The sequence below is a fragment of the Gilvimarinus gilvus genome (assembly GCF_030518155.1).
Taxonomy (GTDB): Bacteria; Pseudomonadota; Gammaproteobacteria; order Pseudomonadales; family Cellvibrionaceae; genus Gilvimarinus; species Gilvimarinus gilvus.
The window spans coordinates 1-391 of record NZ_JAULRU010000619.1; the positions used below are offsets into that span (position 1 = coordinate 1).

Genomic DNA, 391 nt, shown 5'->3' on the forward strand with positions numbered 1-391 from the left:
CGCCAACAGGATCATCGGGAAGCTGCCGACAAAGGCCAGCATCACGATCCCCACCAGGGTGCACAAGGTGCCCAGCGGCAGCAGGTTCGGTGCCGGCCGACGGTCGGTGAAAAAGCCGACCCAGGGCTGCAACAGCGAGGCGGTGATCTGGAACGTCAGGGTGATCATGCCGATCTGGGCGAAGCTCAGGTTGTAATTGGCCTTGAGCATCGGGTAGATCGCCGGCAGTACCGACTGGATCAGGTCGTTGATCAGGTGCGCCAGCGCGCAGAAACCGATGATACGCATCACCAGCGGCGTGGCCTGGTTGGCCGGTGCCTGGCTGGATGCGGTGGAGGCGCTACTGGTGGCCATTTGCCTAAATCTCCGTCCTCAGGTTTGGGATCCGATT

The 391-nt window shown here is 61.9% G+C and carries 1 protein-coding gene; it reads right to left on the reverse strand.

The annotated features are described in order from the left end of the window. Positions 1–354, reverse strand: a 354-nt coding sequence (locus tag QWI17_RS16500) for an MFS transporter (RefSeq protein WP_302723627.1), incomplete at its 3' end; no start/stop codon positions are given. Positions 355–391: the final 37 nt, after the last annotated feature.